24 protein-coding genes are annotated in these 23,522 nt (G+C 55.9%); 10 read left to right on the forward strand and 14 right to left on the reverse strand.

Translation table 11 applies throughout. The annotated features are described in order from the left end of the window. The first annotated feature begins 29 nt into the window (after positions 1 to 29). Positions 30 to 728, forward strand: coding sequence for an envelope stress response regulator transcription factor CpxR (cpxR, locus tag ACEPLT_RS21860; RefSeq protein ID WP_006179159.1), 699 nt, complete (start codon positions 30 to 32; stop codon positions 726 to 728). Continuing rightward, entirely contained in the window at positions 725 to 2,098 is a 1,374-nt protein-coding gene (gene cpxA / locus ACEPLT_RS21865) for an envelope stress sensor histidine kinase CpxA (RefSeq protein WP_045416900.1), read from the forward strand. The genes cpxR and cpxA overlap by 4 nt, the downstream gene beginning before the upstream one ends. A gap of 53 nt (positions 2,099 to 2,151) precedes the next feature. On the opposite strand, the gene yiiM is transcribed toward cpxA, so the two are convergent. The 6 genes from yiiM to ACEPLT_RS21895 all read right to left on the reverse strand — a co-directional run bounded on the left by yiiM (position 2,152) and on the right by ACEPLT_RS21895 (position 8,779). Then, positions 2,152 to 2,826 carry a 6-hydroxyaminopurine reductase gene (gene yiiM / locus ACEPLT_RS21870; RefSeq protein WP_008501820.1) on the reverse strand — a complete coding sequence of 225 codons (675 nt, stop codon included), beginning with the start codon at positions 2,824 to 2,826 and terminating at the stop codon, positions 2,152 to 2,154. Between the two features lie 71 nt (positions 2,827 to 2,897). Continuing rightward, entirely contained in the window at positions 2,898 to 3,518 is a 621-nt protein-coding gene (gene sodA, locus ACEPLT_RS21875) for a superoxide dismutase [Mn] (RefSeq protein WP_003861999.1), read from the reverse strand. 162 nt (positions 3,519 to 3,680) lie between these two features. Next, entirely contained in the window at positions 3,681 to 4,946 is a 1,266-nt protein-coding gene (locus ACEPLT_RS21880; RefSeq protein WP_023326324.1) for an MFS transporter, read from the reverse strand. Between the two features lie 44 nt (positions 4,947 to 4,990). Next, positions 4,991 to 7,114 carry an alpha-galactosidase gene (locus ACEPLT_RS21885; protein ID WP_232929206.1) on the reverse strand — a complete coding sequence of 708 codons (2,124 nt, stop codon included), beginning with the start codon at positions 7,112 to 7,114 and terminating at the stop codon, positions 4,991 to 4,993. Positions 7,115 to 7,217: 103 nt separating this feature from the next. Then, on the reverse strand, positions 7,218 to 8,213 hold the full coding sequence (locus tag ACEPLT_RS21890; protein ID WP_032675660.1) for a LacI family DNA-binding transcriptional regulator: 996 nt from the start codon (positions 8,211 to 8,213) through the stop codon (positions 7,218 to 7,220). A gap of 17 nt (positions 8,214 to 8,230) precedes the next feature. Continuing rightward, a complete protein-coding gene (locus tag ACEPLT_RS21895) occupies positions 8,231 to 8,779 on the reverse strand; it encodes a helix-turn-helix domain-containing protein (protein ID WP_021242797.1) in 549 nt (182 codons plus the stop codon). Positions 8,780 to 8,881: 102 nt separating this feature from the next. Between ACEPLT_RS21895 and ACEPLT_RS21900 the strand changes: the two genes are divergently transcribed. After that, positions 8,882 to 9,541 carry an AzlC family ABC transporter permease gene (locus ACEPLT_RS21900; protein WP_008501825.1) on the forward strand — a complete coding sequence of 220 codons (660 nt, stop codon included), beginning with the start codon at positions 8,882 to 8,884 and terminating at the stop codon, positions 9,539 to 9,541. Then, the gene (locus ACEPLT_RS21905) at positions 9,541 to 9,864 is read left to right on the forward strand and encodes an AzlD domain-containing protein (RefSeq protein WP_008501826.1); all 324 of its coding nucleotides are present in this window, start codon (positions 9,541 to 9,543) and stop codon (positions 9,862 to 9,864) included. The genes ACEPLT_RS21900 and ACEPLT_RS21905 overlap by 1 nt, the downstream gene beginning before the upstream one ends. A gap of 40 nt (positions 9,865 to 9,904) precedes the next feature. On the opposite strand, the gene ACEPLT_RS21910 is transcribed toward ACEPLT_RS21905, so the two are convergent. Together ACEPLT_RS21910 and fdhD are read right to left on the reverse strand one after the other, a co-directional pair. Next, on the reverse strand, positions 9,905 to 10,117 hold the full coding sequence (locus ACEPLT_RS21910; RefSeq protein ID WP_008501827.1) for a YdgH/BhsA/McbA family protein: 213 nt from the start codon (positions 10,115 to 10,117) through the stop codon (positions 9,905 to 9,907). Between the two features lie 114 nt (positions 10,118 to 10,231). Then, positions 10,232 to 11,068, reverse strand: a complete 837-nt coding sequence (fdhD, locus tag ACEPLT_RS21915) for a formate dehydrogenase accessory sulfurtransferase FdhD (RefSeq protein WP_177317944.1) — start codon at positions 11,066 to 11,068, stop codon at positions 10,232 to 10,234. Between the two features lie 371 nt (positions 11,069 to 11,439). Between fdhD and fdnG the strand changes: the two genes are divergently transcribed. From fdnG to ACEPLT_RS21940, 5 genes are all read left to right on the forward strand, one after another. Continuing rightward, complete coding sequence (gene fdnG, locus ACEPLT_RS21920) at positions 11,440 to 14,490, forward strand: formate dehydrogenase-N subunit alpha (RefSeq protein ID WP_088728449.1); 3,051 nt, start codon at positions 11,440 to 11,442, stop codon at positions 14,488 to 14,490. 12 nt (positions 14,491 to 14,502) lie between these two features. Next, the gene (gene fdxH, locus ACEPLT_RS21925) at positions 14,503 to 15,405 is read left to right on the forward strand and encodes a formate dehydrogenase subunit beta (RefSeq protein WP_008501831.1); all 903 of its coding nucleotides are present in this window, start codon (positions 14,503 to 14,505) and stop codon (positions 15,403 to 15,405) included. Further along, positions 15,402 to 16,037, forward strand: a complete 636-nt coding sequence (fdoI, locus tag ACEPLT_RS21930) for a formate dehydrogenase cytochrome b556 subunit (protein ID WP_008501832.1) — start codon at positions 15,402 to 15,404, stop codon at positions 16,035 to 16,037. The genes fdxH and fdoI overlap by 4 nt, the downstream gene beginning before the upstream one ends. Further along, positions 16,034 to 16,963, forward strand: coding sequence for a formate dehydrogenase accessory protein FdhE (gene fdhE / locus ACEPLT_RS21935; RefSeq protein WP_008501833.1), 930 nt, complete (start codon positions 16,034 to 16,036; stop codon positions 16,961 to 16,963). Before fdoI ends, fdhE begins: the two co-directional genes overlap by 4 nt. Positions 16,964 to 17,182: 219 nt before the next feature. Continuing rightward, positions 17,183 to 18,103, forward strand: a complete 921-nt coding sequence (locus ACEPLT_RS21940) for an alpha/beta hydrolase (RefSeq protein ID WP_232929209.1) — start codon at positions 17,183 to 17,185, stop codon at positions 18,101 to 18,103. Between the two features lie 8 nt (positions 18,104 to 18,111). On the opposite strand, the gene fabY is transcribed toward ACEPLT_RS21940, so the two are convergent. From fabY to ACEPLT_RS21970, 6 genes are all read right to left on the reverse strand, one after another. Beyond that, entirely contained in the window at positions 18,112 to 19,053 is a 942-nt protein-coding gene (gene fabY, locus ACEPLT_RS21945) for a fatty acid biosynthesis protein FabY (RefSeq protein WP_023326334.1), read from the reverse strand. 44 nt (positions 19,054 to 19,097) lie between these two features. Beyond that, positions 19,098 to 19,535 (reverse strand): D-aminoacyl-tRNA deacylase, encoded by a 438-nt coding sequence (dtd, locus tag ACEPLT_RS21950; protein ID WP_008501836.1) that lies wholly within the window; start codon positions 19,533 to 19,535, stop codon positions 19,098 to 19,100. Continuing rightward, positions 19,532 to 20,413 carry a virulence factor BrkB family protein gene (locus ACEPLT_RS21955; protein WP_021242790.1) on the reverse strand — a complete coding sequence of 294 codons (882 nt, stop codon included), beginning with the start codon at positions 20,411 to 20,413 and terminating at the stop codon, positions 19,532 to 19,534. Before ACEPLT_RS21955 ends, dtd begins: the two co-directional genes overlap by 4 nt. Further along, complete coding sequence (yihX, locus tag ACEPLT_RS21960; RefSeq protein WP_008501839.1) at positions 20,407 to 21,006, reverse strand: glucose-1-phosphatase; 600 nt, start codon at positions 21,004 to 21,006, stop codon at positions 20,407 to 20,409. Before yihX ends, ACEPLT_RS21955 begins: the two co-directional genes overlap by 7 nt. Before the next feature lie 88 nt (positions 21,007 to 21,094). Next, entirely contained in the window at positions 21,095 to 21,598 is a 504-nt protein-coding gene (locus ACEPLT_RS21965) for a hypothetical protein (protein ID WP_227156930.1), read from the reverse strand. Further along, entirely contained in the window at positions 21,562 to 22,305 is a 744-nt protein-coding gene (locus tag ACEPLT_RS21970) for a winged helix-turn-helix domain-containing protein (RefSeq protein ID WP_447088317.1), read from the reverse strand. The genes ACEPLT_RS21965 and ACEPLT_RS21970 overlap by 37 nt, the downstream gene beginning before the upstream one ends. A gap of 547 nt (positions 22,306 to 22,852) precedes the next feature. On the opposite strand from ACEPLT_RS21970, the gene ACEPLT_RS21975 reads away from it, so the two are divergent. Further along, on the forward strand, positions 22,853 to 23,470 hold the full coding sequence (locus ACEPLT_RS21975) for a helix-turn-helix transcriptional regulator (protein ID WP_232929215.1): 618 nt from the start codon (positions 22,853 to 22,855) through the stop codon (positions 23,468 to 23,470). Positions 23,471 to 23,522 lie beyond the last annotated feature (52 nt).

Here is a 23,522-nt window from a genome sequence, read left to right on the forward strand (position 1 = left end):
GTAATTTCTGCCTCGGAGGTATTTAAACAATGAATAAAATCCTGTTAGTTGATGATGACCGAGAGCTCACATCCCTTTTAAAGGAGTTGCTCGACATGGAAGGTTTCAACGTCCTGGTTGCCCATGATGGCGAGCAGGCGCTGAGTCTCCTTGACGACAGCATCGATTTACTTTTGCTCGACGTGATGATGCCGAAGAAAAACGGCATTGATACGCTGAAAGAGCTTCGCCAGACGCACCAGACCCCCGTTATCATGCTGACCGCGCGCGGCAGCGAACTCGACCGCGTACTCGGCCTTGAGCTGGGCGCAGATGACTATTTACCGAAGCCGTTTAACGACCGCGAACTGGTCGCCCGTATTCGCGCGATCCTGCGTCGTTCCCACTGGAGCGAGCAGCAGCAGAATACCGACAACAGCTCACCGACCCTTGAAGTCGACTCCCTGAGCCTGAATCCGGGCCGCCAGGAAGCGAGCTTTGATGGCCAGACGCTCGAACTCACCGGCACCGAGTTCACCCTGCTGTATCTGCTGGCACAGCACCTCGGCCAGGTGGTATCGCGTGAACATTTAAGTCAGGAAGTGCTGGGCAAGCGTCTTACCCCGTTTGACCGCGCCATCGACATGCACATCTCTAACCTGCGCCGTAAGCTGCCGGAGCGTAAAGACGGTCACCCATGGTTTAAAACCCTGCGTGGTCGCGGTTATCTGATGGTTTCCGCTTCATGATAGGAAGCTTAACCGCCCGCATCTTCGCCATCTTCTGGTTGACGCTGGCACTGGTTTTAATGCTCGTACTGATGTTGCCAAAACTCGACTCACGCCAGATGACGGAGCTGCTCGACAGCGAGCAACGTCAGGGCGTGATGATCGAGCAGCACGTGGAAGCCGAGCTGGCAAACGATCCGCCAAACGATTTGATGTGGTGGCGCAGGCTATTTCGCGCTATCGACAAGTGGGCGCCGCCCGGACAACGCCTGCTGCTGGTGACCAGCGAAGGCCGCGTGATTGGCGCCGATCGCAATGAAATGCAGATCATCCGCAACTTCATTGGCCAGGCAGATAATGCCGATCACCCCCAGAAGAAAAAATATGGCCGCGTAGAGATGGTGGGGCCGTTCTCCGTCAGAGATGGCGAGGATAACTATCAGCTCTACCTGATTCGCCCCGCGAGCAGCTCCCAGTCCGATTTTATCAACCTGCTGTTTGACCGCCCTCTCCTGCTGCTGATTGTCACGATGCTGGTCAGCTCGCCGCTGCTGTTATGGCTGGCGTGGAGCCTGGCAAAACCCGCACGTAAGCTGAAAAACGCCGCCGACGAAGTGGCGCAGGGCAACCTGAGGCAGCACCCGGAACTGGAGTCCGGACCGCAGGAGTTCCTGGCCGCCGGGACCAGTTTCAACCAGATGGTGAGCGCGCTCGATCGCATGATGACGGCCCAGCAGCGCCTGCTGTCGGATATCTCGCACGAGCTGCGTACCCCGCTCACGCGCTTACAGCTGGGTACCGCCCTGCTGCGCCGCCGCAATGGAGAAAGCAAAGAGCTGGAGCGCATCGAAACCGAAGCGCATCGTCTGGACAGCATGATCAACGATCTGCTGGTCATGTCGCGCAATCAGCAGAAAAACGCGCTGGTGAGCGAAACGGTGAAAGCCAATCATCTGTGGCATGAAGTGCTGGATAACGCGGCGTTCGAAGCGGAGCAGATGGGCAAATCCTTCACCGTTAACTTCCCGCCGGGTCCATGGCCGCTGTACGGTAACCCCAACGCGCTGGAAAGCGCGCTGGAAAATATCGTGCGTAACGCCCTGCGCTACTCGCACACGAAGATTGAGGTGGCGTTCTCGGTGGATAAAGACGGGATCACCGTCATCGTCGACGACGACGGTCCTGGCGTCAGCCCGGAAGACCGCGAGCAGATTTTCCGTCCGTTCTACCGTACCGACGAAGCGCGTGACCGGGAATCGGGCGGTACGGGGCTGGGGCTGGCGATTGTGGAAACCGCCATGCAGCAGCACCGCGGCTGGGTGAAAGCCGACGACAGCCCGCTGGGTGGGCTGCGGTTAACGCTGTGGCTACCGTTGTATAAGCGTTCGTAGCTGTTAGTGCCGGGTGGCGGCTTCGCCTTACCCGGCCTACTTTTTACGGAGGTCTATTTACCCCACAATCTCCGGGAATTATCCTCGATCTTGCTGCTTAAACGCCGTTTCTGCATCGTTCTTGTCCAGCTGGTCGACAGCCCCGCCGCCGACAGCAGGCGATGATACTGCTCGTCATCAAACGGCATATGCCACGCAATGGCGCAGGCGTCGTAAACAGACACCTCACTCAGGCGTGATACCAGCTCAAGCGGCGCATCCGCTGAAACCTGCCCAGCCAGCACCACCCGGTACAGCCAGCCGGTTTTACCCGCGCTTTGCATCTGAGCCGACATGTCATGAATGCCGAAATGGTAGTTGAGCTTGAAGCACGGCGAGCGCGGCTGCGTCACCTGAATCAGGGCATCGCCCCAGCGGTAGATATCACCAATAAACACGTTCTTTTCGGTGAGCCCTTCAGTGGAGAGATTTTCACCAAACGCGGGAGCAACGAAGAGATCCGCCTGCTCGGGGAACTCCGCCTTCCAGTGCTGATAGTGCTCGCGCGGATAGTGGCACAGCGCGCGCTCCGGCCCGCCGTGGATCTTCTTTTCGGCCTGCTCGTCACCCGCAAGCCCGAGGTCGGTTAACGTCAGCTCACCGTCGACCTGAATTTTGGCGATGGCGCTCGGGCGGCTGCCGTCGTACTCCCTTACCTTGCCTGTAAATACATTCACCGGATAATGCATCGCTGCCTCCATTACGCAGATACAAAAAAAGCGAGCCATCAGACTCGCTTCTCACAGGCGTCAATGCAACCTTATTTTTTAGCGGCGAAACGCGCTGCTGCTTCGTCCCAGTTCACCACGTCCCAGAAGGCTTTGATGTAGTCCGGACGACGGTTCTGGAATTTCAGGTAGTAAGCGTGTTCCCACACGTCCAGACCCAGGATTGGGAAACCGGATGCGCCAGAGATCGCTTCACCCATCAGCGGGGAGTCCTGGTTCGCGGTAGAAACCACGGCCAGTTTGTCACCTTTCAGTACCAGCCACGCCCAGCCGGAGCCGAAACGGGTTGCAGCGGCTTTCTCGAACTCCGCTTTGAAGTTGTCAACGGAACCGAAGTCGCGCTCGATAGCCGCTTTCAGGTCGCCCTGCAGGGTAGTACCGGTTTTCAGGCCTTTCCAGAACAGGCTGTGGTTAGCGTGACCGCCCGCGTTGTTGCGCAGCACGGTTTTCTTGTCCGCTGGCAGCTGGTCCAGCTTGGTGATCAGCTCTTCAACAGGCAGGTTAGCGAACTCAGGCAGGCTTTCCAGCGCGGCGTTCGCGTTGTTCACATAGGTCTGGTGGTGTTTAGTGTGATGGATTTCCATCGTCTGCTTGTCGAAATGCGGTTCCAGTGCGTCGTAGGCATACGGCAGGGATGGCAGTGTATAACTCATAATCCTCTCCATTATTGTCGGGCGGCACAGCTGTTAATGCCGCGTAAGCAGTTGGTTCATTATAGTTAATTAAATGATATTGAAAATGATTATCAATGCCGTAGTTTTTATAAGGTTATTCATTTTTTGACCAACGCCGGAATAGTGAATGGGTTCAGGGTGTTAATGGACTTCTAGCGCCTTATTGCCCGCCGCTATCTCCTCCCTGCTGCTGAGCGTAAACGCCGACACCACCGTAATCGCCAGCACGAAACAGCCCAGCATCAGGTACGTCTCCTGGAAACCGATCCGGTCATACATATTCCCGGCAAACGCGGAGAGGAAGATTGCCGCCGACTGTTTGGCAAACTGGAAGCCAATCAGATAGATAGTCGCCGAAAGACGCGTATCAAACACCCCGGTGATGTACTTGAAGGCCCCCACCAGCAGGAACGGCACCTCCAGCGCGTGCAGCATCTTCAGGGCAATCACTTCTACGGCGGTGGTGGCAAACGACGAGCCGATAATGCGCGTCGCCATAATCACCCCGGCGATCAGCAGCGTGTTTTTCGCGCCGATGCGGTTAATGATCCACGGTGAACAAAACATGATGATCGCATTGCAGATTTCCCCGGCAGTGGTCGCAAAACCAAAGGCGCGAGTGCCCTCCTGCGGCGTGGCGAAGAACGTTTTGAAGAAGGTAGCAAACTGCTGGTCGAAGACGTCATAGACGCAGGCCACGCCAATCACGTACAGAATAAACATCCACATTCTGCGCTGGCGGAACAGGCTAAAAACCGTTTTCGCCGTGATCTGCGGCTGGTTGGCACCCAGCGCATTCATTACCTGCGCCGTCTGGTTGGGTCTAGGCTTTGCGACCACCAGCAGCAGCATCAACAGCAGCGCCGCCGCCGAACCCATCCAGAAAACATACGACGGATCGATGCCGAACAGGATCCCGCCCGTGGAGGCGCACAGCCCCCAGCCGAGGCAGCCAAACATGCGCGCCTTGCCGTACTCAAAGAAACTGTTACGGCTCACGCGTTCAATGTAGGCCTCAATGGCTCCTGAGCCCGCCGAAAAGACAAAGCCGATATAAATGCCGCCGCTCAACGCGCCCAGCCAGATGTTGGCTTTCAGTAACGGCGCAAAGACGTAGAGGAAGAAAGGGGCAAACAGGAACAGCAGCACGGAGATGATCCACAGCAGGTGTTTTTTCAGCCCCAGTTTATCCGAGATCACCCCAAGCACCGGCTGGAAGGCAATGGCCGAGAGTGAGATGCAGGAGAAGACGATGCCGGTATGGGTTTTATTGAGGCCGATGATATCCGACAGCCAGATCGGCAGGAACGGAAAGCAGGTGGCCATGATGAAAAAGTAGAGAAAGAAGAACAGCCCGAATATCCAGAAATTAGGGTTGTCTTTGTGGGTACAGGTTGTTGTGTTCATTATTTTTATCCTCAACGGAGGGCCAGTTTCCCGGCCCGTCACCTTTACACGCGTTCCACGCCAATCAGGATGGCGCTTTCCGGATCGAGAATCGGCAGCGCAATGCCCGCCTGCATCAGCCACTCACCGCTCGCCGTTTGCGGGGTCTCCATCCATGCCGGCAGCTTGCGCATGGTATGGCCTCCCTCACCGGTGATGCGAATATCAGGGTGATCGAGCAGCGAAATACGATATTGCGCGCTGGCCTCAAGCCCCGGCATGCGCAGCGGCATCATCAACGTGTAGTCCGGCATGGCGAGCTGGCTGACGATAAACAGTCCCTGCGTTTTATCTTCGCTCACAATACCCTGTGCCAGCGTAGTGGCATCCGGCATATCCACGCGCCAGTGGGTGCCCTGATGGATAACCTCGCGCCACTGCTTATACAGCGCGGCGTAACGGCGATAACCTTCGCGCTCCTGCTCATCAACGGTGAGGGGATCCAGTTCCAGCCCCATATGGCCAAACAGCGCCGTCAGACCGCGAAATTCAATGCTGTGCTGGCGGAAGGTGGCGTGACATTTATGATGACCGATATGCGCCCCCATCACCTCCGGCGGGAAGAAATAGCTCATGCCGCGCTGGATAGCGTTGCGCTCCAGCGCATCGTTGTTGTCCGAGGCCCAGAAGCGGTGGCAGCGCGTCAGCACTTCATAATCAATTCGCCCCCCGCCGGAGGAGCAGGATTCAAATTCGACGTGCGGGAAACGCTTGCCCAGCACGTCCAGCAGGCGATAAAACTGGCGGGTTTGCGCGTCGGCGGCGGCCTTTCCGTCGTGACCCGGCTGCACCAGCTCACGGTTCATGTCCCACTTCACGTAGTCGACCTCATGTTCACCCAGAAGCCAGCTCATGCGCTCCACCAGGTAATCAAACGCCTTCGGAATGTTCAGGTTAAGCACCAGCTGGTGCCGCCCGGTATGTTGCCTGTAGCCGGGCAACGCCAGCACCCAGTCGGGATGCGCACGATAAAGATCGGAATCCGGGTTAATCATCTCCGGCTCAACCCAGATGCCAAACGCCATGCCGAGCTGTTTCACATGGCTGATGACCGGCGTGAGGCCGTTCGGGTACTTCTTCTCGTCCAGATACCAGTCACCCAGCGCGGCGTAGTCGTCGTTGCGACCTTTGAACCAGCCGTCGTCGATGATAAAGCGCTCCACGCCCAGCGCGGCCGCCTCGTCGGCCATGCGCATGATGTAGTCCGGGTCGTGGTTAAAGTAGATGCCTTCCCAGGTATTGAGGTGAACCGGGCGCGGTTTGTTTTCGGGGAAGCGGATAACGTTGTCGCGAAGGTAATGGTGAAACTGCTGGCTCATGCCGTTCAGGCCCCGTGCAGAGTAGCTTGCATACAGGCGCGGCGTCCAGAGCGTGTCGCCCTCCTCAATCGCCATTTCGCCCGGCAGGTAGAGGGCTTCAGCCTGCAGATAGCGGCGGCCGTCGGTTTTGGCTTCCGCACGCAGGCGATGGTTGCCGCTCCAGCCCAGATGCACGCCCCAGACGTCGCCGTGCATTTCGCTGAACGACGGCGTACCGGCAATCAGCGCCGGGAAGTGTTCATGGGAGGTTTTACCCCGGCGGTTTTCAATCACAAAGCTGTCGTGCTCAAGCGTCACGCGGTGCGGCTGAAATTCCCGGATCCAGCGTCCGTGGAAGGCCATCACCTCCCGCGCGCGTTCGGCCACGGGTAGCGTTATGGCAAAACGGTCCACCTGCCACGCCTGCGCTTTCAGGTTGGTTAAGCCGTGACGCACCACCAGCACGCCGCTGGCGTCCAGCGCCAGCTCGCTGGTCAGCCGCAGGCCCGCATGTTCATCTTCTGCCGTAATCGTCAGGGTTTGCCCCTGCTGCTGGACGTCTGTGGTGCTAAAGAGAGGTGAACCGTCCAGTCCCAGACGATGCCCTTCAATACCGGGCGACCCAAACAGGCCGTGCCCCAGCTCGGCCATCAGCGTGACCGGAGAATCCACATCCAGCCTGCCGTTGGCAACTGGCCGGGAAAGGGTTTCAGCATTCTGCGGCGAAAAGTGCTGAAGATGCGGCCCCCAGTAGATAATTTCGGCGAACGGGTGCGTTTTTATCACCACATCCACCGTCGCGCTTTCGAGTCGTAAAATGGAATCTTGCATCAGACATCTCCTGTCATGGGATGCCTTGAGTTTTGATCCGAAACGTTTCGGATACAAACCAAAACGTTTCGGATTTGTGATCGGGTTTAGAAAATGGAGAGATTCAGGCCGTCTGGCCGGGAGAGAATTCGGGCTGCCAGAGCACCTGGAGCTGCTCGATCGCCTCTCCGTTGATCAGCTGGCGAACCATATCGGCAATCTGTTTCCCGACGCCCTGACGGGTGGACTGGATCACTGCCGCCACGTCAGCGTCGACGATGCTGTCCTGCGGAAGCCCGTCATAAACCACCAGCGCAACGGCGTTCTCGCCGGTCAGGCGGCCCAGCTCCGCCAGCGCCATCGCCGCGCCGTCGCCATGAGTGTTGCAGTCGGTAATGATGGCCGTGGGCGGCTGCGACAGCGAGAGAAGCTCTTTCGTGGTGGCATACCCCACCCGGCGTGAAGGGGGCATGGCGCGCAGCCATTCGCTGGAAAGCCCGGCTTCCCGCAACGCGTCCAGATAGCCCTGACGGCGCTGGGTGATGAATGCCTGATTGTTGCTTTCGCCCAGCAGGGCAATGCGCTGATGGCCTTTTCCGATCAGCCAGCGGGTCGCATTGTACGTACCGGCATAGTTGTCGAAGTCGAACCACGCGTACGGCTGCGGCAGCTGGCTGCGCCCGAGCGCCAGGAAAGGAAAACCGGCCGCCTGCAGCTGCTCAAGACGGGGATCGCGATCCAGCGTGTGTGCCACGATCAGCGCATCCACGCGGCGGCTTTGCACCATGCGCATATAGCTGTGCTTATCCGCCAGATCGTCGTCTGCGATGAGCAGCAGGTCGATTTCATGTCGCGCCAGTTCGTGGCTAATTTCGCCGACCATGTCCATAAATACGCTGTTATTGAGCGGAACAGGATGGACCGGGAACACCAGCCCAACGGCGTCGATTTTGCCCATCTTCAGACGACGGGCGAAGGTGTTAGGCCGATAGCCGCGTCGCTGGGCCTCCGCTTCTACGCGAGCGCGCGTCTCGTGAGAAACGTCGTCATATCCGTTGAGGGCGCGGCTGACGGTGGTGACTGACAGCCCCAGTTCTTTGGCAATGGCTTTAAGCGACATGAGTTTCCGTATCTCTGTTAGTTTTGTTCCGCCACCAGCAGCGCGTAAGTGTCTGGCTCCAGGGCCTTGAAGATGTGCGGCTGGTCGGCGGGATAACAAATGTAATCCCCTGCGCCAAGCTCTTCCGCTGCGTCGAGCAGGCCGACCAGCGCCCGCCCCTGCGTCACAATAATATGTTCAACCGAGCCCGGCGGATGCGGCTGAGAAAGACGGTCTGCGCCCGGTTGGGTCATCAGAAGATAGACATCGCGGCGCGCGCCGGGAGGGCATGCTGCCAGCAAAATGGCTTCATAATTAGCCTCTCCGGCGACCACTTTCGTCCCTTCACCACGGCGTATCACCTGCGTGGTCGGTAGCTGCGGCTCAAGCAAGCGGGCGAAAGGAATATCCAGCGCCACGCAGAGCGACCACAGCGTTTCCAGGCTAGGGTTACCGTTGCCGGACTCCAGCTGGGAAAGCGTGGATTTTGCGATCCCGGCACGGCGGGCAATTTCCGCCAGTGAAAGCCCGGTTCGCAGGCGTTCTCGCACCAGACTTTTGGCGATCAGGCTGATCGGCTGCGTCATATAACGGCCTCTTGTTCTATAAAACGAACGAATCGTTCGTCTTGAAAATCAGTTTCGTTGCGTTCATTATAATGGATACACGTTCGATATGGCTAAAATTGTATGAAGCATCATCTCTCTTGTCTGAAAGGCGACACCATAAAAGCAATCATCCTGGTCTGCCTCGCGGTGGGTGTGGTCGGGATGTCCTACGGCTCGCTGGCGATGGCCTACGGTTTCCCGGTCTGGGTGCCGTTTGTGCTCTCCATTACCGTGCTGGCGGGCGCGTCTGAGTTCATGTTTATCGGCATCGTGGCGAGCGGCGGCAATCCGCTGGCGGCCGCGGCGGCAGGTTTGCTGGTCAACGCCCGGCACGTGCCGTTTGGCGTGACGGTGCGTGAGCTGGTGGGCAAGCGCGGTCTGAGCCTGCTGGGCTGCCACATCATGAACGATGAAAGCGTGGTGTTTGGCCTGTCGCAAAAAACCGCCGAGCAGCGTAAAGCCGCCTACTGGCTGTGCGGCTTAGGCGTCGCCATCGTCTGGCCGCTTGGCGCACTGCTGGGGGCCATGGTCGGCAAATTGTTGCCGGACCCGGAGACCATCGGGCTGGATGCGGTATTTCCGGCCATTCTGCTGGCATTAGTGGTTCCCGCTTTTAAAAACCGTACCACGCTGATCCGCGCCTGCAGCGGCGCCGTGTTATCGCTGGCCGCCGTACCGTTTGCCCCGGTGGGATTACCGGTACTGCTCTCTTTACTCGGTCTTGCCGCGAGGAAAAAATAATGGAAAACATGACGGTCTTTATTCTCGGCATCGCCATTCTTTCTGCCGGAACCTATTTAATGCGCCTTGGCGGCGCCAAACTCGGCAACCGGCTGGCGCTGTCGGAGCGTTCTCAGGCGCTGCTGTCAGATGCGGCAACGGTATTGCTGTTCTCCGTGGCGCTGGCGACCACCTTTTATGAGGGAGAACACTTCGCGGGCATGGCGCGCGTGCTGGGCGTGGCGTTTGCGGTGTTTTTAGCCTGGCGGAAAATGCCGTTAATCGTGGTCATTGTGGCTGCGGCGGTGGTGACGGCATTGCTGCGCGTGGCGGGCATAAACTAAAAAAGCGCCCCGGGGGCGCTCTTTCGACGGTGTGACTCGCTTATTTGTTCAGTTCAGCAGTCATGTGTACGCGGTTACCGGTGAATGCCTGGGTAATTTTGTACGAAGACGCGCCCGCTTCCTGAGCCTGAGCCGCGATTTTCGCTTCTGCACCATCAATGGTAGAGGCGGTTGCGGTTACGGTCTGCGCAGCGAAAGAACCAAAAGAAGTAGCCAGAGCGATTACAGCGACAAAAGTTTTGATGCTTTTCATAATATAAACCCTTTCATTAAGTTGTTCAGGTAAGGCACCGTGCCTTGATGAGATAAATACTAGACCTCATCGCGAACAACTAAAAGCGGAAGGATTTGCTATTATCATTCAAAATTACTGATTAACTATTAATCGCTGTGGATGGGTATAAATGGTTGCCCTTCCCGGCTTGCAGAACCCCACCAGCGTCAGGTTGCAGCGCTCGGCCACCTCCACCGCCAGCGTCGTTGCCGCCGACACGGCAAACAGGATCTCCACCCCGCACATCGCCGATTTTTGCACCATCTCATAGCTGGCGCGGCTGGAAACGAGCGCGGCGCCCTGCTGCCAAACCTCACTTTCACGTGCACGACGACCGAGCAGCTTATCCAGCGCCACGTGGCGGCCCACGTCTTCATGCCCACCGGCAATCTCTCCCGACGGCAATACCCACGCCGCCGCGTGCGTGCAGCCGCTGAGCTGGCCGATAGGCTGTACATCGTTGAGGTGCTCAAGCGCAGGGTCGAGGTGCGCCAGATTAAAGGTCTGAGTAAACGGCAGTGGTGAAACAGGTTTGCCAATATCATTGAGCTGCTCAACGCCACACACGCCGCAGCCGGTACGCCCGGCCAGCGCGCGTCGACGCTCTTTCAGCCCCATAAAGCGGCGGCTGGAGAGCTCGATTTGCACTTCCAGGCCGTTGCAGGCCTGCACCACGTCCATGCCATAGATATCTTGCGGATGCTCAATGATGCCTTCCGAGAGGGAAAAACCGATGGCGAACAGCTCAAGATCTTTCGGAGACGCCATCATCACCACATGCGATATGCCGTTGTAAACGAGCGCAACGGGCACTTCTTCGGCCAGAAAATCGGGTATGGCATCGGTTATGTGGGGCGGTCGGTGTACCGACAGTTCCACAATGCCGGCAGGCAGGGGTGACGAGAGGGGATCACGGTTTTGTTTAGACACAGCGGTATTCCTGAACAACCACGGAAGCGAGCGTGCTATTGCAGCATAAACCACAGGCTGTACGCATAGTATGGATCAACTTTTCGACAACCATTCTCCTACTCATTTAGCAGGGGTGCAACCTGCCACCGGCTACACCGCTTTAACATGCAGAGCTGTTAACGTGATCAATATCACACTTTATAATCAACATGGTGATAATACGTTCACTTTGTATTAACGCCATTAGAACAGCTGTACCGACAATGTGGTATTCTGATGATATCCCTCGTGGAATTGAGGGATTAACGCAAATTTTTTCCTTTGCGGTCATTCTTCAACCGCGAAGTCAAAACTACATATGTAAGCAATGTCGAAACAAGGAGTGACCCATGCAGGTCAGCAGAAGGCAGTTCTTTAAGATCTGCGCTGGCGGTATGGCAGGCACCACGGCAGCGGCACTGGGCTTTGCGCCCGGCGTAGCGCTGGCGGAAACGCGGCAGTATAAACTGCTGCGCACCCGTGAAACCCGTAATACCTGTACGTACTGCTCTGTCGGTTGCGGGCTGTTGATGTATAGCCTCGGCGACGGTGCTAAAAACGCCAAAGCGTCTATTTTCCATATCGAAGGCGACCCGGATCACCCGGTTAACCGCGGCGCATTGTGCCCGAAAGGGGCCGGTCTGGTGGACTTTATCCACTCCGAAAGCCGCCTGAAATTCCCTGAATACCGCGCGCCGGGTTCCGACAAATGGCAGCAAATCAGCTGGGAAGAGGCGTTTGACCGCATCGCTAAACTGATTAAAGAAGACCGCGATGCCAACTTTGTTGAGAAGAACGCCGACGGCGTCACGGTCAACCGCTGGCTCTCCACCGGGATGCTGTGTGCCTCTGCCTCCAGCAACGAAACCGGTTATTTAACCCAGAAATTTACGCGCGCACTCGGTATGCTCGCGGTCGACAACCAGGCGCGTGTCTGACACGGACCAACGGTAGCAAGTCTTGCTCCAACATTTGGTCGCGGTGCGATGACCAACCACTGGGTCGACATCAAGAACGCCAACCTCATTGTGGTGATGGGCGGTAACGCCGCTGAAGCGCACCCTGTCGGGTTCCGCTGGGCGATGGAAGCCAAAATCCACAACGGTGCGAAACTGATTGTGATCGATCCCCGCTTCACGCGTACTGCGTCAGTGGCGGATTTCTACACCCCTATTCGTTCAGGTACTGACATCACTTTCCTGTCAGGCGTACTGCTGTACCTGATGACCAACGAAAAATACAACCGCGAATACACCGAAGCCTATACCAACGCCAGCCTGATCGTGCGTGAGGATTACCACTTCGAAGATGGTCTGTTTAGCGGTTACGACGCCGAAAAACGCAAGTACGACAAAACCAGCTGGAACTACGAGCTGGATGAGAAAGGTTTTGCGAAGCGTGACACCACGTTGCAACACCCGCGCTGCGTGTGGAACCTGCTGAAAGAGCACGTCTCCCGCTACACGCCGGAGGTTGTCGAAAACATCTGCGGTACGCCGAAGGCGGACTTCCTGAAGGTGTGCGAGCTGATCGCCGAAACCAGCGCGAAAGACAAAACCGCGTCGTTCCTGTACGCCCTCGGCTGGACGCAGCACTCCATCGGCGCGCAGAACATCCGCACCATGGCGATGGTGCAGCTGCTGCTCGGCAACATGGGGATGGCAGGCGGCGGCGTGAACGCCCTGCGCGGTCACTCCAATATTCAGGGTCTGACCGACCTCGGCCTGCTGTCTCAGAGCCTGCCGGGCTATATGAACCTGCCAAGCGAGAAACAGACCGACCTGCAAACCTACCTGACGGCCAGCACGCCTAAACCGCTGCTTGAAGGCCAGGTGAACTACTGGGGCAACTATCCGAAGTTCTTCGTCTCGATGATGAAAGCGTTCTTCGGTGACAAAGCGACGGCGGAAAACAGCTGGGGCTTTGACTGGCTGCCGAAGTGGGACAAAGGTTACGACGTTCTGCAGTATTTCGAGATGATGCATCAGGGCAAAGTGAACGGCTATCTGTGCCAGGGCTTTAACCCGGTTGCCTCGTTCCCGAACAAGAACAAGGTTGTTGAGTCGCTGTCGAAGCTGAAGTTCCTGGTGACGATTGACCCGCTCAATACCGAGACCTCGACCTTCTGGCAGAACCACGGCGAATCGAACGATGTCGATCCGTCGAAGATTCAGACCGAAGTGTTCCGTCTGCCATCGACCTGCTTTGCGGAAGAGAACGGCTCTATCGTCAACTCCGGGCGCTGGCTGCAGTGGCACTGGAAAGGCGCGGACGCCCCGGGCATCGCCATGAACGACGGCGAGATCCTGGCCGGTATCTTCTTACGCCTGCGTAAGATGTATGCGGCTGAAGGCGGCGCGAACCCTGAGCCTGTGCTGAACATGACCTGGAACTACTCGACGCCGGAAAACCCAGCGCCGGAAGAAGTGGCGATGGAGAGCAACGGTAAGGCGCTGGCGGACGTTATCGACCCGGCCACCGGCACCGTGCTGGCGAAGAAAGGCGATCAGCTCAGTACCTTCGCGCACCTGCGTGACGACGGCACCACCTCCAGCGGCTGCTGGATCTTTGCCGGTAGCTGGACGCCGAAAGGCAACCAGATGGCCAACCGCGATAACGCCGACCCGTCGGGTCTGGGCAATACGCTGGGTTGGGCATGGGCATGGCCGCTCAACCGCCGTATCCTCTATAACCGCGCGTCCGCTGACCCGCAGGGCAACCCGTGGGATCCGAAGCGTCAGCTGCTGAAGTGGGACGGTGCGAAATGGGGCGGCGTGGATATTCCGGACTACAGCACTGCCGCACCAGGCAGCGATGTCGGACCGTTTATCATGCAGCCTGAAGGGATGGGGCGTCTGTTCGCTATCGATAAGATGGCGGAAGGTCCGTTCCCGGAACACTATGAGCCGTTTGAGACGCCGCTGGGCACCAACCCGCTGCACCCGAACGTGGTTTCTAACCCGGCAGCCCGTATCTTCAAGAGCGATTTTGAAGCGCTGGGTAAAAAGGACAAGTTCCCGTACGTGGGCACCACTTACCGTCTGACCGAGCACTTCCACTACTGGACCAAACACGCGCTGCTTAACGCCATCGCGCAGCCGGAACAGTTTGTGGAAATCGGCGAGAAGCTGGCGAACAAGCTCGGCATTGCCCATGGCGATACCGTGAAGGTCTCCTCTAACCGTGGCTATATCAAAGCCAAGGCAGTGGTGACCAAGCGTATTCGCACGCTGAACGTTCACGGTCAGCAGGTGGATACCATCGGCATCCCAATTCACTGGGGCTATGAGGGCGTGGCGAAGAAAGGGTTTATTGCGAACACCCTGACGCCATTCGTCGGTGATGCGAACACGCAGACGCCGGAGTTTAAGGCCTTCCTCGTGAACGTGGAAAAGGTGTAACGGAGACGACTTATGGCTTATCAATCTCAAGACATTATCCGTCGTTCCGCGACTAACGGTTTCACGCCCGCGCCTCAGGCGCGGGACCACCAGCAGGAAGTGGCGAAGCTTATCGACGTGACCACCTGTATCGGCTGTAAAGCCTGTCAGGTGGCCTGCTCTGAGTGGAACGACCTGCGTGACGAAGTGGGTCACAACGTCGGGGTGTACGACAACCCGGCGGACCTGACCGCCAAGTCCTGGACGGTGATGCGTTTCTCGGAAGTGGAGCAGAACGACAAGCTGGAATGGCTTATCCGCAAAGACGGCTGTATGCACTGTGCGGATCCGGGCTGCCTGAAGGCGTGTCCGTCAGAAGGGGCTATCATTCAGTATGCCAACGGCATCGTCGACTTCCAGTCCGAGCAGTGCATTGGCTGCGGCTACTGCATCGCGGGCTGTCCGTTCGACGTACCGCGCCTGAACCCGGAAGACAACCGCGTCTACAAATGCACCCTGTGCGTGGACCGCGTTACCGTCGGCCAGGAGCCTGCATGCGTGAAGACCTGCCCAACCGGCGCCATCCACTTTGGTTCTAAAGAGGATATGAAAACGCTGGCGGCAGAGCGCGTGGGCGAGCTGAAAACCCGTGGTTACGACAATGCGGGCCTGTACGATCCGGCCGGGGTGGGCGGTACGCACGTGATGTACGTGCTGCACCACGCCGACAAGCCGAACCTGTATCACGGCCTGCCGGAGAACCCGGAAATCAGCGCCACCGTGAAGTTCTGGAAAGGCATCTGGAAACCGCTGGCAGCGGTGGGCTTTGCTGCCACCTTTGCAGCGAGCATCTTCCACTACGTCGGCGTCGGTCCGAACCGCGCGGAAGAGGAAGACGACAACCTGCATGAAGAGAAAGACGAGGTGCGCAAATGAGAAAACGTGACACCATCGTGCGCTACACCGCGCCGGAACGCATCAACCACTGGGTCACCGCCTTCTGCTTCATGCTGGCGGCGATAAGCGGGCTGGGGTTCTTCTTCCCGTCCTTCAACTGGCTGATGCAGATCATGGGGACACCACAGCTGGCGCGCATCCTGCACCCGTTTGTGGGCGTCATCATGTTCGCGTCGTTCATCATCATGTTTTTCCGCTACTGGCACCATAACCTAATCAATCGGGATGATATCTTTTGGGCGAAGAATATTCGTAAGATCGTCGTCAACGAGGAAGTGGGTGACACCGGGCGTTATAACTTCGGCCAGAAATGCGTATTCTGGGCGGCGATTATCTTCCTGGTCCTGTTGCTGGTGAGCGGCGTGATCATCTGGCGTCCGTACTTTGCGCCTGCTTTCTCAATCCCGGTGATCCGATTCGCGCTGATGCTGCATTCATTTGCCGCAGTGGCGTTAATTGTGGTTATCATGGTGCATATCTACGCCGCCCTCTGGGTGAAAGGCACCATTACCGCGATGGTGGAGGGATGGGTCACCAGCACGTGGGCGAAGAAACATCACCCGCGCTGGTACCGTGAAGTCCGCCAGAAACAGGAAAAGTCATCTGAATGAGTATTCGCATAATCCCGCAAGATGAGCTGGGGTCGAGCGAGAAACGCACGGCGGATTATATTCCGCCGTTGTTATTCCCCAGACTCAAGAACCTCTACAACCGCCGCGCAGAGCGTCTGCGCGAGCTGGCAGAGAACAACCCGCTGGGTGATTTTCTGCGCTTTGCCGCGCTGGTCGCCCACGCGCAGGAAGTGGTGCTGTACGACCACCCGCTGCAAATGGACCTGACCGCGCGGATCAAAGAAGCCAACGCGCAGGGTAAGCCGCCGCTGGACATTCACGTCCTGCCGCGCGACAAGCACTGGCAAAAGCTGCTGCATTCGCTGATTGCCGAGCTGAAGCCGGAAATGAGCGGAACCGCGCTGGCGGTCATTGAGAATCTGGAAAAAGCGTCCGAACAAGAGCTTGAAGAGATGGCGAGCGCGCTGTTCGCGTCCGACTTCTCGCTGGTCAGCAGCGATAAGGCGCCGTTTATCTGGGCAGCCCTGTCGCTCTACTGGGCACAAATGGCCAGCCTGATCCCGGGCAAAGCTCGCGCCGAATACGGCGAGGCGCGCCAGTTCTGCCCGGTGTGTGGCTCAATGCCGGTCTCCAGCATGGTGCAAATCGGCACCACTCAGGGGCTGCGCTACCTGCACTGCAACCTGTGTGAAACCGAGTGGCACGTGGTGCGCATTAAGTGCAGCAACTGCGAGCAGACCCGCGATCTGAACTACTGGTCGCTGGAAAACGAAGACGCGGCGGTGAAAGCCGAAAGCTGCGGCGACTGCGGCACCTACCTGAAGATTCTGTATCAGGAAAAGGACCCGAAAGTCGAAGCGGTGGCCGACGATCTCGCCTCGCTGATTCTGGACGCGAAGATGGAGCAGGAGGGCTTTGCCCGCAGCTCGATCAACCCGTTCCTGTTCCCGGGCGAAGGGGAGTAATTCCCTGTGACAGTGCCGGGCGGCGCGTGCTTGCCCGGCCTGTAATTCGACAGCAATACCCGCCGCCTTTCATGCCAGATACTCTCCATTCTCGTTGAGAGACGCGTTATCGCCTTTGCGAGCCGCTTTCCAGGTTGTTGCCCTCAACACTATTCTTGTTTTCTTTTGAATCAAACCAGGCTACAAAACTGTTCATCCATACAGTAAAAGGGATTATTCATGGCGCTGGAAAAGGGTATTGCACAGCTGGTTCAGGGATTTATCGCTGCAGGGCGGCCCTCGTCACGTCGCCAGAGCATTGAGGTGCGACGAGCAGGCTATATTGCCAGCACAGGGCTTGCCGGGGAGACCGAAACGCGCGTTCAGGTGGAGACGCTTGTTCTTGAGGGTCTTACCATTCGGGTATTTTCACCTCTCAATGCGCCTGAACTATTGCCTGCTGCCATCTACTACCACGGCGGATGCTTTATCAGCGGCGGCTTTGATACCCATGACAACCAGCTCCGTCAGTTAGCCTGCTACGGCAATTGCCGGGTGGTTGCGATTCAATACAGGCTGGCGCCGGAGCATACCTTCCCCGCCGCACATGACGATGCGGAAAGAGGCGCAGATCTGGTCTGGCACTATGCGGACAAACTGGGCGTGGATAAAAACCGGATTACACTTTGTGGAGACAGCGCGGGGGGACATCTGGCGCTGGTAACGGCGCTGCGGCTTAAGGCTAAAGGGCTCTGGCAGCCTGTACAGCTTATTCTTATCTACCCCATGCTCGACGCCACGGCCAGTTTTGAAAGCTATACCCTCAACGGCCTGGATTACGTAATTACTCGCGATACCCTGCTGAGCGGCTATGAAATATATCTGGCTGGAGCCGACCGTAAGCATCCTGAGGTTAGCCCGCTGTGGCGAGAAGACTTCAGCGGCCTGCCAGCTGTCCATATCGTTACCGCTGAGTACGATCCGTTATGCGATGAAGGCGAGGCGCTGTTTCAACGCCTCACGGAGCAAGGAGTGACGTGTACCGCTCAGCGATGGCTGGGAGTAATACATGGCTTCTTCCAGCTTGGTGGAATTAGCCAATCAGCGCGAGATATTATGCGGGATATCGCCGGGCGGATTCAGCACGCCCGGGGAGCGTAAACAGGAGATTACTCCTCCTCGTTCCCGCCCTCTTCATACGCGCCAAAAGGCTTCGCCGGAAGAACAATGTAGGTGCCTTCAAACACCGCGCCCGGCGTTTTATCGCCAAACAGTTCAACCTGCATTTGTACGCGCGCCTTGCGACCGCGTGCCAGACGGTCAAGATCGCCACCCAGTGATCCCAGATCGGCCACGGCGGTCGGCTTGCCGCTTATCGGCGCGCTATAGCGAATGTGGGCATCGGCCAGAATGATGGTGCCGCCCAGATGGCGCTCGCGCAGCATCAGCCAGATAAGCCCCCAGCCGGTGAGCGTGGCCAGTGAGAAAAGACTTCCGGCAAACAGGGTGTGGTGCGGATTCTGGTTGCCGGTTTCCGGCATGGTGGTAATAAATTTTTGTCCGGTGTACTGCTGAATGCGTACGCCCATTTTTTCGCTGAGCGGAATGTGCTGATACCAGGCCTGCTGCAGCTGTCCGCACCAGTCGGCGCGATGCAGAATATCGTCCAGCGTGGCGATGGGTTTGATCATCAAAAAATGACGAATCGGCGTGGTTTGCGGGGTTGTGATTTCACCCTGATTCACAAAACCGAGTTTAGCGAAGAACTCCACGGCATCTTCGCGGGCGCTACAGGTGACGCGCTTAACGCCTTCCTGACGGGCGACGGATTCCAGGGTCATCGCCATTAGCGTCCCCAGACCTTTGTCCTGCACGGAGGGATGAACCGCCATAAAGCGAATAGACGCTTCGTTATCGGCGTTGATATACAAACGCCCGACGGCCACAAGGTTGCCCTCTTCGTCCATCACCATCTGATGGTGGGCCATCGCGTCCCAGGCGTCGCGCTCAGAGCCTTTTGGCTGATGTAATGGCTTGCGTAGCATTTCCCAGCGGAACTGGTAATAGGCTTCTAACTCTTCTTCCGTTTGCGGTACTCGAAGGTGATACATAGCTGTACTCTCTCTTGTTACCCGCGGCCACGCCGTAAGTATGCTCATACCTGGAGCCAGAATGTGACGGGGCCATCGTTCACCAGCGATACCTGCATATCTGCAGCGAATCGTCCGGTTTGCGTATTCATTTCCTGCTGGCGACAACGCTCAACAAAGTACTCGTAAAGTGCTTCTGCACGATCCGGCGCGGCGCCTTTCGAGAAACTCGGGCGCATGCCGCGCTCGGTATCCGCTGCCAGCGTAAACTGGGAAACCACCAGCACGCTGCCGCCCGCCTGCTGGACGTTCAGGTTCATCTTGCCTTCCGCATCGCTGAAAATACGGTAGCCCAGCACGCGCTCACACAAGCGGTTGGCTTTTTGTTCGTCATCATCCTTTTCGACACCTAACAACACCAAAAGTCCTGGGCCAATTTCACCCGTCACCTCTCCCTCCACGGTGACGCTGGCACGGGTTACGCGCTGTATCAATGCAATCATGGTTGGTCTGCTTCTTGTTGTTTTTCAGCTTCTGCTGCTTTTTTAAGTTCGCGGTATACACCGAGAGTGACAGTTATTTCAGCACCAAGCAAGACGATACACCAGGTCCAGTAGACCCAGACAAACAAAATGGGGATCACCGCCAGCACGCCGTAAATCAGCTGATAGGACGGAAACATGGTGATGTAAAGGGCAAACCCTTTCTTACCGAGCTCAAAGAGCAACGCCGCCACCAGCGCCCCCACGACCGCATCGCGGTTAGGCACGCGCGTGGTCGGCACCACGCTATAGAGCAGCCAGAACGAGAGCCACGACAGGATCAACGGAAAGATGCGAAGCACATTATCAATCACGCCGTTTAAATCGCTCGCCCAGCGCAGGGAGAGCAGATACGAACTGATCGCGAGGCTCGCCCCGGCCAGCAGCGGCCCCAGCGTGAGGATCATCCAGTACACGGCAAAGGAATAGACCTTTGGCCGCGCTTTTTTACTCCGCCAGATCGTGTTCAGCGCGTTATCGATGGCGTACATCAACAGCAGCGCGGTGACAATAAGACCGCATGCCCCCACTGCCGTCATCTTGCTGGAGTTAGCAACAAACTGCTCAATGTAGTTCTGGATGACATCCCCGGTTGCCGGAATGAAATTCGCGAAGACAAAATGACGAAGCTGCAGGCTGACGTCCGCAAACATCGGAAAGGCGGAAAACAGGGCAAAGATGACTGCCACCAGAGGCACTAATGAGAGTAACGACACGTAGGCGAGGTTACCCGCCAGCGTGGTCATATTGTCCTCATCAATCCGGTGCCAGAGCAGTTTCAGCCAGGCCCGCAGCGGGCGAGTATGGTGCGTGGCTTTTTGATGAACGGTTTTTAGCATAGCTGCTTCGCAAAGTAGTCTGGTATCGTCTCTTTTCCGGTCACCAGAATTGACGTAATACCCAACTGGTTAGCTCCCTCTATATTATCGGCGTTGTCGTCGAAAAAGACCGCATCGGCCGCGGTGAATCCCTCTGCCTGCAGAACAGCCTGATAAATTCGCGCTTCAGGCTTACGCATCCCCATCTCCTGCGAGAGGTAGATCTTATCCGCCGCCGCCTTAACTTCAGGGTACTCCTCAGGCCAGAACGTGGTGTGCAGACGGTTGGTATTTGATAGCACAACGACCCGATGCCCCTGCTCGCGCAGTTTGTGCATGATGTCGATCACCTCAGGGCGAACCGCCACAAATACCGCCTGCCAGCCGTGGGAAAACTGTTCATAGCTTAACGAAAGCCCCATCTCCTGGCAGAAACGTTCAGCGAATGCTTCATCGCTGATTTCACCGCGCTCATGCTGGTGGAAGGTCTCGCCCATCGCGAAATTCTGCTTTAAGGTCGCCAGCGGCACGCGGCTAAAATCGCTCCATGCACCCAACACGCGATTAAAATCGATATCGACGATGACGTTTCCTAAATCAAAGATATAAAGCATGTTTATCTCCTGCTCGCCGTGGAGAGGTAACTGTAGCGGGAATAAAGAGATTTGACTATGTATGCGGTCTAAGGTGTGCGATCGATTTTTACGGCGCGTTTTTACGACAGTAAAGCGAAGGGACGTTTGACGCGGCAAAAATCCAGGCCCCCCGGTACTCATCGATCATCAGGCTCAGCTCTCTACCCGGCGTGCGGTAAAAACCCGGTAGCGTTGCGTTGATATCAGCCTCATCCGCATTATCGGCAAAGGTTTTAACAATACGATTGTTATTTAACACGCGCGCGTTCTCATGGTCACTGTAGTGAAAATAGATGGTTCGATTAACTTCAGTAACCGTCTGACCAAATAATTTACCGTTAATAACCGTAGACCCCTCCCGATGCTGCATCCGCCAGGAAACCGTACCCACAAATCGGTTTTTACCAATCGTCCATTCCACATCTCCCGTACAGCGTATCGGCGTACTCGATAAATGCGAATAAGCTAACCAGCCACTGGTGATAGCGGCAGCCAGAAATGCCGCCAGCAAAATGATACGGTTCCGGAGAGTCATCATTTTTCGTGCGCCCAAAAATAATGGGTGGTACATAACGCCGTCGCGTCCCTTCGCGCATCGTTATTACAGACAAACGCCGCGATTCGCTCCGTTTTACTATAGCCGACGAGAAAAACGTATCGTTTTTCGGCACACAGACCGGGATTATTGTTTAGCAGGCGCACGTAATGATCCTGAATATGTTCGTTAGGTGCATAAAAAAGTTGGCAGGCATGGGTCGTGCTGCCCGCTGAAAGGGGAATGTAGTGACTAAACGGCATGTTCTGGTGCTTTTTATATAATATTCCCCCGTTGATAAGCGCGATCAACAAAAGCGTTGCGGTCGTTATTATCAGCCAGGCTGGCCTCTGCCTCGCGGCGCCATTGGCAACGAGCACGTCTTTATTGGCTATGACTGGCTCAGCGGTTGGGACAAATAATTCAACCTCGGTAGCCTCGGAAAGCATAAGCCCGCGACGCGAAATCGTTTTTACCGTATCGCGCGGTAAGCCCACCTCAGCGAGGGCATTGCGTAATGTCAAAATAGCCTGGTAAAAGGTATTCGGCTTAGTGACGTCATTGCGCTCCCCCCATCCCACCACCATTAACTGGTTTTGCGAAATTATTTCTCCGGGATGGGTGATGAGATAAAGAAAACAGAGGTTGGCAGGAAGCTGCAATTGTATCGAGCGCCCGGTAATATGATTTACCAGGTTTTTGTTTTCTGGATCATACTCGACCAATTTGTTAATAAGATACAATTTTCCTTTCCTCAGCAATAACAACCCTTAACTATATACACCAGAAAGATATACGTATATTTAACAACAGTATAGGTCAGAAGGATCAGGACGCGATACCACCCCAACTAAGATTAAGAATAACACATTGTTTTTCAATCAGTTAAAAGACAATTTTCTTAGGTTTCTCTCATCTAAAACGACATAATGAGATTTCATTACACTTCGCCCGGCCCACTCATTATATTGAGCCCCAAGTCGCGAAAAGACTGTCGTTACGGCCGATTTAAGAAACGAATCTTTAGCTATTAGTGCTATTTCGTAAATCGTCCTCCGGGATTTTTTTTGTCGAATAATCTTAAGGGGCTGAAGAATAGTCCTGGAATACGATGGCCAAAGTATGTCCTTTCGCTATGGCTACGGCCTGACAAAATAGACATCACCAGGAATTTATATTCTTCACCACTATTTATCATAAACAAGAGAGGGGCACGGGATATGTTTCAAGATTGACACATTTGGATGGCAGTGAAATATTGACAGTGAAAATAAGACAGGAGTGGACTGGATGATGACATCGTCGCATAAGGTTGTCCGCTGTATGAGCTGTGAATTGTCCTGTCAGTTATTTCCAGATAACGCAGTACGCTCACAATATTGTGGAAATGCCTCATTCGCAGTTTGGCCTGGTGGTAACCATTTCCTGCAGTTTGCAGTAGAAAATAAAATATTGCAAGGAAACAAGAATCACTTATTACGCGGCTTTATATTTGTAGACTTTTCGTTTTGCAACCTGCGCGTACTTGCCGATCCGCAATGGATTGAACGTCTGGTGAGAACTAACATGAACATCGTGATTATCACAGACCGCAAGCTGGAAGCATTGGCCAATTATTTTTTCATGCAGCGCAGTGAAATAAAGGGAATTATTTATTCGGATGACAACGACATTATATTAAAGGAAAAAATCAGCCATCTTTTCTCCGGGAGACGGTTAAATAGCAGACGCGGCAGCATGTTGAACGCTGTTGAATTTACGTTACTGAACAGATTTTTGTCAGGTGCGTGCCTCCAGGAGATTATAAAATCAGACGGCATAGATGTTAAAAAAATTTATGTTCATAAAATACGACTTGAGAGGAAGTTAGGCACCAGTATTCATAAAATTCTCGTTTCTATTTTGTAATTTCAACCTGTTTACCTACCCACATTTAATGGTGTGGAGGATGTTCTACGCC

Source organism: Enterobacter sp. fkY84-1 (assembly GCF_052974705.1).

What these genes read in the sequence shown, in the direction of transcription:
- cpxR (WP_006179159.1), top strand. Translation starts at nt 30, where the DNA reads ATGAATAAAATCCTGTTAGTTGATGATGACCGAGAGCTCACATCCCTT.
- cpxA (WP_045416900.1), top strand. Translation starts at nt 725, where the DNA reads ATGATAGGAAGCTTAACCGCCCGCATCTTCGCCATCTTCTGGTTGACG.
- yiiM (WP_008501820.1), bottom strand. Translation starts at nt 2,826, where the DNA reads ATGCATTATCCGGTGAATGTATTTACAGGCAAGGTAAGGGAGTACGAC.
- sodA (WP_003861999.1), bottom strand. Translation starts at nt 3,518, where the DNA reads ATGAGTTATACACTGCCATCCCTGCCGTATGCCTACGACGCACTGGAA.
- ACEPLT_RS21880 (WP_023326324.1), bottom strand. Translation starts at nt 4,946, where the DNA reads ATGAACACAACAACCTGTACCCACAAAGACAACCCTAATTTCTGGATA.
- ACEPLT_RS21885 (WP_232929206.1), bottom strand. Translation starts at nt 7,114, where the DNA reads ATGCAAGATTCCATTTTACGACTCGAAAGCGCGACGGTGGATGTGGTG.
- ACEPLT_RS21890 (WP_032675660.1), bottom strand. Translation starts at nt 8,213, where the DNA reads ATGTCGCTTAAAGCCATTGCCAAAGAACTGGGGCTGTCAGTCACCACC.
- ACEPLT_RS21895 (WP_021242797.1), bottom strand. Translation starts at nt 8,779, where the DNA reads ATGACGCAGCCGATCAGCCTGATCGCCAAAAGTCTGGTGCGAGAACGC.
- ACEPLT_RS21900 (WP_008501825.1), top strand. Translation starts at nt 8,882, where the DNA reads ATGAAGCATCATCTCTCTTGTCTGAAAGGCGACACCATAAAAGCAATC.
- ACEPLT_RS21905 (WP_008501826.1), top strand. Translation starts at nt 9,541, where the DNA reads ATGGAAAACATGACGGTCTTTATTCTCGGCATCGCCATTCTTTCTGCC.
- ACEPLT_RS21910 (WP_008501827.1), bottom strand. Translation starts at nt 10,117, where the DNA reads ATGAAAAGCATCAAAACTTTTGTCGCTGTAATCGCTCTGGCTACTTCT.
- fdxH (WP_008501831.1), top strand. Translation starts at nt 14,503, where the DNA reads ATGGCTTATCAATCTCAAGACATTATCCGTCGTTCCGCGACTAACGGT.
- fdoI (WP_008501832.1), top strand. Translation starts at nt 15,402, where the DNA reads ATGAGAAAACGTGACACCATCGTGCGCTACACCGCGCCGGAACGCATC.
- fdhE (WP_008501833.1), top strand. Translation starts at nt 16,034, where the DNA reads ATGAGTATTCGCATAATCCCGCAAGATGAGCTGGGGTCGAGCGAGAAA.
- ACEPLT_RS21940 (WP_232929209.1), top strand. Translation starts at nt 17,183, where the DNA reads ATGGCGCTGGAAAAGGGTATTGCACAGCTGGTTCAGGGATTTATCGCT.
- fabY (WP_023326334.1), bottom strand. Translation starts at nt 19,053, where the DNA reads ATGTATCACCTTCGAGTACCGCAAACGGAAGAAGAGTTAGAAGCCTAT.
- dtd (WP_008501836.1), bottom strand. Translation starts at nt 19,535, where the DNA reads ATGATTGCATTGATACAGCGCGTAACCCGTGCCAGCGTCACCGTGGAG.
- ACEPLT_RS21955 (WP_021242790.1), bottom strand. Translation starts at nt 20,413, where the DNA reads ATGCTAAAAACCGTTCATCAAAAAGCCACGCACCATACTCGCCCGCTG.
- yihX (WP_008501839.1), bottom strand. Translation starts at nt 21,006, where the DNA reads ATGCTTTATATCTTTGATTTAGGAAACGTCATCGTCGATATCGATTTT.
- ACEPLT_RS21965 (WP_227156930.1), bottom strand. Translation starts at nt 21,598, where the DNA reads ATGTACCACCCATTATTTTTGGGCGCACGAAAAATGATGACTCTCCGG.
- ACEPLT_RS21975 (WP_232929215.1), top strand. Translation starts at nt 22,853, where the DNA reads ATGATGACATCGTCGCATAAGGTTGTCCGCTGTATGAGCTGTGAATTG.